Raw genomic sequence first — 6433 nt, 5'->3', positions numbered from 1 at the left:
GTTCCAGAAGGTTATGAATTGAACAGCTACCGTACAGCAGCATTTGACCTAGCTAATACAGATCATCACGAAGACTTTATCGCTGTTGATAAAGTTCAAAAATCTGACAAGCCAGGTGAAGATCAACCAAAAGAGGAAAAACCAGAAGCACCAAAAGCAGATGATACTCAAAAAGAAGAACAAGGTAAAGATGGTTCTAATGCTTCAGATAAGGGAGCTAAAAAAGCTGCTGATAAATCAGAAGTAAAAGCATCAGCTGCTAAAGCAACAGCTTCTTCTGAAAAAGCAGAAGCATCAAAAGCTGCGAATAACGATCAATTGCCAAGTACTGGTGAAAAATCATCATCAACAGCAGTTGTAGCAGGTTCAGCTATTGCACTTGCTTCACTAGGTTTTGCAGCATCACGTCGTCGTAAAAAAACTAAAGACTTTTAACCCTGTCTTATAGAAAATTATTTCAGTCTCCATTTTATACAGACACGGGAAAGCTAATAGCTCTCTCGTGTTTTTGGTAAATGAAAAAGATAGGGGAGGTGAGAGACTACGAAGCGACCATATATAATTCATACCTAGAAAATAGAAAGGTTGTGATGGTATAGATAAAAAAAGAAAAAATTTAAAAAAAGAGAGCATATTAATTGTTTTATCGACATAATAGTGTATAATAACAATATAAATTAAATGAAATGTGGTCAGTTTTAGAAATGCTATTACAAAAGCATAGAGAACGTTTTCTTTGTTTGAGTGATGCCGCTAAAAAAGTAATTTACACACTCACTTAATTTATAAGTGGTCACTTTGACCATTTCTCGAGAAAGTTGTTGTTTTGTTAATATGATACTTTTAATAGTATCTTGCTTAATTCCCACAGGGAAGTGAATAGAAAGGTTTTATATTATGTCATTATTATGGTCACTTATCGTCGGAGCGCTTATTGGTGCGATTGCTGGAGCCCTTACTAAAAAAGGTGGCTCAATGGGTTGGATTGCTAATATTTTAGCTGGTATTGCCGGTTCTTGGGTTGGTCAAGCCTTATTTGGTTCTTGGGGTCCTAGCTTGGCTGGTATGGCACTTGTCCCATCAATCCTTGGAGCAGTGATTGTTGTTATCGTTGTATCATTCGTACTTTCAAAAACTAAATAATCATTCATAAAGGAGGAGTCATGGCAAAAGGATGGAAAATTCTATATAGCCTTGTCGGGATTGTGCTTCTTACGGTGTTGGGAAATGTTATTTTTCTTAATCAGCGTATCTTGCGCCTTCCAGCTCTATCTTGGGTACCTGTAAACTTTCGTGCACATAGCATTTGGAGAGAGTTCTTGGCGCAGTATTTCTTATGGGCTGCGATTGTACTCTTTATCCTGGTGCTTATTGGGATTGTAGTCATAATCTTTTTCCCTCGTCGTTACAGTGAAGTAGAACTTGCCGACGATAAAGGAAAATTGAAACTCAAGAAGTCAGCAATTGAAGGTTATGTTAAGAGTCTCGTCGAATCAGAAGGCTTAATGAAAAATCCTAAGGTGACAGCAAGTCTTTACAAGAAAAAATTCAAGGTGGATGTCAGAGGTCAGGTTGTTCCTCGTTCAAATGTCATTACGAATACAGAAAAACTTAAGAAAGATTTGGAAGTTGGACTTAAAGCATTCTTTGGCGTGGAACATGATGTTGATTTTAGTGTCAAAGTCAAAGATGTTATCGAAGAGAAGACAATCAAAAGTGGTCGTGTAGAGTAGGAGTGAAGCATGGAAATATTTGAAAAGTACAAATACCCCATCATTGGTGGAGGGGCAGCTTTCTTCTTAGCACTTCTACTAGTGACATTCGGATTTTTTAAAACATTATTCATTTTAATTCTGGTTGCGGCAGGTAGCTTTGCTGGTTACTTTGCACAAGAAACAGGACTAATCGACCGTTTCTTAGAAAATTTTAAATAATAACAAAGTCATTATTCTTTTAAATAGAGAGAGGTATATTATGGTAGAAAATCATTCAATTAACAACAATCCAGTGGATCCAAAAGCTATTCGTGGTCAGCTAACTTATGAAGATAAAGTTATTGAAAAAATTGTAGGCCTTGCTGTTGAACACGTGAATGGCTTGCTTGCTATCAATGGTGGTTTCTTCTCAAACATCAAAGAAAAATTAGTCAACACTAATAATGTGACAGATGGTGTCAATGTTGAAGTTGGTACAAAACAAGTTGCTGTTGACTTAGATGCTGTTGTTGAGTATCAGCAACACGTGCCAACTATTTTTGATCAAATCAAAAGAGTTGTTGAAGAAGAAATTACTAAAATGACTGACCTTGAAGTTGTTGAAGTTAACGTTAACGTTGTAGACATTAAAACACGTGCACAATTTGAAGCTGATTCAGTAAGCCTTCAAGATCGTGTTTCAAGTGGCGCACAAGCAACTAGTCAGTTTGTTTCAAACCAATACGACAACGCTAAAGGTGCTGTAAGCAATGGTGTTGATCGTGTTCAAGAACAAACTGAGCCACGTGTAAAATAATAAAAGATAACTCTAGGATAATATTAGGAGGAAAGAAGATGTCTGAAGAAAAATTTGATGCTAAAGTAGATAAAGTTTCTGGTGGAGTTAAAGAAGGTCTTGGAAAAGTGACCGGAGATAAACGTACAGAATCTGAAGGTAAAGTCGAAAAAGCAGCTGGTGAGATCAAAGAAAAAATCGCTGATGCTAAAGATACTGTAAAAGGTGCTATTGACGGCCTTAAATCAAAAAATAACAAGTAGGAATAGGTAGTATTATGACTGAAATTAAAAGTACAGTAACTTATGATGAAAAAGTAATTCAAAAAATTATTGGTCATGCTCTTGAAAACATCGATGGATTGTTATCTGTTAGCGGAGGATTCTTCTCAAACGTCAAAGATAAGTTAGTTAATTCTGAAGATGTAACAACTGGCGTTAATGTTGAAGTTGGTAAAGAAGAAGTAGCTACTGATCTTGATGTTATCGTTGAATACGGCAAAGACATTCCGGCTATTGCGGATGGTATTAAAGAGATTATCTCTCAAAATGTTGAAGTGATGACTCATTTGAAAGTTATTGAAGTTAACATCAATGTTGTTGACATTATGACTCGCGAGGAGTTTGAAGAAGCTTCTGTGACTGTTCAAGATCGTGTTGAAGCTGGTTATGCTAAGACCAAGGAAGCAACAGCAGCTGGTTATGAACGTGCTAAAGAAGCTACTGCTGCAGGTTACGAACGTACTAAGGAAGCTGCTCAAAGTGCAGGTGAATACATTTCAGAAAAATCTGTTGAAGCACGCGATTATGCGTCAGAAAAAGCTACTCAAGCTAAAGAATTTACTGCTGAAAAGACGGCTGAAGCTAAACAATACGCTTCAGAGCAAGCAGGAAAAGCTAAAGAAGCAATGTCAACTGAGCCTGAAGGGGTTACTTACACGGCTTCAGTGGATAGCGACGTTGTTGTTGCAGACTAATAACAAAAGAATAACTAATTTGACTTAACATTAAATTGGTGGCGGAAGGTTGGGAGAAATCCTGATCTTTTGTTTTGTATTGTGAAGTGATAAGCGAAGTCATAGATTGATGGATATGGTAAGTTACAGTATTTCCAGAAAATGGTAAGATCGTAGATTTATCCCTATTGTCAAGACTTGTATAAGGTGGTAAAATCAAGTCGGAGGTATCATGATGAGGAGAGTCAGTTCAGAAGTAAGGAGTTCCAAGTATCAGCAAGTTGCCGTTGCCGTTGCTAAACGAATTGCGGATGGTGATTATGAAGTTGGTGAGAAATTAAAATCAAGGTCTACATTAGCAAGTACCTTTAATGTCTCTCCAGAAACTGCACGTAAGGGTTTAAATATTTTAGCTGATATGCATATTGTCAGTTTAAAACATGGTAGTGGTGCGATCGTCTTATCGAAAGAGAAGGCTGAAGACTTCTTGAAAAATTATGAAACGACGCATTCTATCGCGATGATAAAAAATAAAATCCGTGAAAACATTAAAAAGCAAGTAGATGAATTAGAGGATCTTGCTGACCTGGTTGATGAATACTTGTTACAAAGCCAATCCGTCAGTCGTAAATATCCCTTTACACCATATGAGATCATCTTAACTGAAGAAGCTAGTCATTTGGGTGAATCTATTCGCGATTTAAATATTTGGCACCAAACTGGTGCAACTATTGTTGGTATTGAACAGCACGGAACCCTCGTATTATCACCAAGTCCTTACGCTGTTTTAGAAGCAGGAGATCATATCTTTTTTGTCGGAGATGATCTTGCTTATTCGCGTTTGAAAAATTTATTTAATATAAACGTCGGATTATAGATTACCCTTAAAACCAGATTTATCTGGTTTTTTACTTGCTTTCGTATCCTAGTTGTATTAAAATACTAATATCAACAGAAGGAGAGATTTTCCGGTTATGGAAACATTTAAATCAAATAATCATTCCCTTTTAAAAGATATTGCTAGTATTTTTAAAGGAAGAGCGGTCTCTTCAAAAGCTGAGGGAGAACGTATTGCGGTTATCAATATCGTTGATATAAATGATGGCCTTGTTGATTATACTAATTTGAAAACATACGATGAGGATGAGCGTTTAGTTTCTAAATACTATTTAAAGGCAGGAGATGTTTTGGTTTCTTCAAAAGGTACTCAGCTGAAACTTGCTGTATTTGACCAACAATCTGGCCCAGTTGTAGCTTCATCTAATTTCACCATTATCAGACCATCAGCTAAAGTTAGAGGATACTATCTCAAATTATTCTTTGAAACAGCTGCTGGTCAAGAATTATTAAAAGCAACTGACCGCGGGAAAGCTGTCATGAATCTATCAACCAAGGAAATTGGAGATATCCTTATCCCCTTGTTGCCCATTGTCAAACAGGATTATGCTATTGGTCGCTATTTACGAGGGCAAGCTGATTTTCAACGTAAGTTTGAGCGTGCTAATCAAGAATGGCAATATATTCAAGAAGAAGTGAAGCGCACACTATTTCCCTAATAAATAAGAAAGCACTGAATATCATTGCTTTTTTTGTTATAATAGGACCAAATGATTGAGGAGTTTGAGATGAACGAAATAAAATGTCCCCATTGTCAAACGGTGTTTACCATAAATGAAACAGAGTATAGTCAATTATTAGAGCAGGTAAGAACTAAAGAATTTGAACATGACCTTCTAGAAAGACTTGCGTCAGAAAGACAATTGATTGAAGAACAGTCTAAAAATGCATTACAATCTGAGTTAGGAAAAAAAGAAAGAGAAATTGCGACTTTAGAGCATAGACTAGAGACATTCGAAAGCCAGCAAGCTGTCGAATTGCAGAATGTAATGACTCAGAAGAATGACGAGATCAATAATTTAAAACAAAAAATCGATAAACTAGTAGCCGATAACGCTCTGACCTTGGCTCAAGCCTTATCACAAAAAGATAAAGAAAATCAAGAGTTACAATCAAAAATCGACCTTCTTGGTTTGGAAAAAGACAAGGAAAAACAAGAAGCCTTAACTAAACTCCAACAAGAAAAAGACCAGATTACTAACCAACTCTTACTTCAGGAACAAAAGCAGGAGTTGGCTAAACAATCTTTGCTAAGCCGTCATCAAACAGAACTAGCACAAAAGGATGAACTTATCGCCTACTACAAAGACTTTAAAGCAAAACAATCAACTAAGATGATTGGAGAAAGCTTGGAGCAACATTGTGAGTATGAGTTTAACCGTCTTCGTATGACAGCCTTTCCAAATGCACAATTTGGAAAAGACAATGATGCTAAAACAGGATCAAAAGGTGATTATATTTACCGGGAATTCGATGACAATGGTATTGAGATCATTTCGATCATGTTTGAGATGAAAAACGAGGGTGATGAAACAGCCTCTAAAAAGAAAAATGACCACTTCTTTAAGGAATTGAACAAAGATCGACAAGAAAAAAATTGTGAATACGCTATTTTGGTTTCGCTTTTAGAAATGGATAACGATCTTTACAACAATGGTATCGTGGACGTTTCCTACGAGTATCCTAAAATGTATGTTGTTCGTCCACAATTTTTTATTCCGATCATTACCTTACTGCGTAATGCAGCACTCAATTCGTTACAGTATAAGCAAGAATTAGCCTTAGTAAAAGAACAACATATTGATATCACCCATTTTGAAGAAGACTTAGATGTCTTTAAAAATGCTTTTGCTAAGAATTACCAATCAGCCAGTAAGAATTTCCAAAAGGCTATTGATGAAATTGACAAATCCATCAAACGAATGGAAGCCGTTAAGGCAGCTTTAACGACAAGTGAGAATCAGTTGCGATTAGCGAATAATAAATTGGAAGATGTTTCTGTCAAAAAATTAACGCGGAAAAATCCAACGATGCGAAAGCAATTTGACGAATTTAAAAAAGATAATATTTGAATACTAAAAAGAGGTTTGC

The 6433-nt window shown here is 36.2% G+C and carries 9 protein-coding genes and 1 pseudogene; all 10 read left to right on the top strand.

The genetic code is table 11. The annotated features are described in order from the left end of the window. Positions 1-435: LPXTG cell wall anchor domain-containing protein (locus tag ABP870_RS08125; RefSeq protein WP_350014950.1), on the top strand; the 435-nt coding region annotated here is incomplete at its 5' end. Between the two features lie 462 nt (positions 436-897). Beyond that, complete coding sequence (locus ABP870_RS08120) at positions 898-1143, top strand: GlsB/YeaQ/YmgE family stress response membrane protein (protein WP_062708402.1); 246 nt, start codon at positions 898-900, stop codon at positions 1141-1143. A 20-nt stretch (positions 1144-1163) separates the two neighbouring features. Continuing rightward, positions 1164-1733, top strand: coding sequence for an alkaline shock response membrane anchor protein AmaP (amaP, locus tag ABP870_RS08115; RefSeq protein ID WP_350014949.1), 570 nt, complete (start codon positions 1164-1166; stop codon positions 1731-1733). Between the two features lie 9 nt (positions 1734-1742). Beyond that, complete coding sequence (locus ABP870_RS08110; protein ID WP_062708408.1) at positions 1743-1934, top strand: DUF2273 domain-containing protein; 192 nt, start codon at positions 1743-1745, stop codon at positions 1932-1934. A 40-nt stretch (positions 1935-1974) separates the two neighbouring features. After that, on the top strand, positions 1975-2511 hold the full coding sequence (locus tag ABP870_RS08105; protein ID WP_350014948.1) for an Asp23/Gls24 family envelope stress response protein: 537 nt from the start codon (positions 1975-1977) through the stop codon (positions 2509-2511). 38 nt (positions 2512-2549) lie between these two features. Then, positions 2550-2753 (top strand): CsbD family protein, encoded by a 204-nt coding sequence (locus ABP870_RS08100; protein ID WP_350014947.1) that lies wholly within the window; start codon positions 2550-2552, stop codon positions 2751-2753. 14 nt (positions 2754-2767) lie between these two features. Beyond that, positions 2768-3292: pseudogene (locus tag ABP870_RS08095) on the top strand (Asp23/Gls24 family envelope stress response protein); the annotation flags it as partial. Positions 3293-3680: 388 nt separating this feature from the next. After that, positions 3681-4322 carry a TrkA C-terminal domain-containing protein gene (locus ABP870_RS08090; protein WP_350014952.1) on the top strand — a complete coding sequence of 214 codons (642 nt, stop codon included), beginning with the start codon at positions 3681-3683 and terminating at the stop codon, positions 4320-4322. 97 nt (positions 4323-4419) lie between these two features. Next, a complete protein-coding gene (locus ABP870_RS08085; protein ID WP_350014946.1) occupies positions 4420-5001 on the top strand; it encodes a restriction endonuclease subunit S in 582 nt (193 codons plus the stop codon). 69 nt (positions 5002-5070) lie between these two features. Then, positions 5071-6414 carry a DUF2130 domain-containing protein gene (locus tag ABP870_RS08080; protein ID WP_350014945.1) on the top strand — a complete coding sequence of 448 codons (1344 nt, stop codon included), beginning with the start codon at positions 5071-5073 and terminating at the stop codon, positions 6412-6414. Positions 6415-6433 lie beyond the last annotated feature (19 nt).

This window comes from Streptococcus jiangjianxini (assembly GCF_040225085.1).
Lineage (GTDB): Bacteria > Bacillota > Bacilli > Lactobacillales > Streptococcaceae > Streptococcus > Streptococcus jiangjianxini.
Note: the sequence above shows the minus strand (reverse complement) of the source record. Positions and strands in the feature narration are given on the sequence as shown.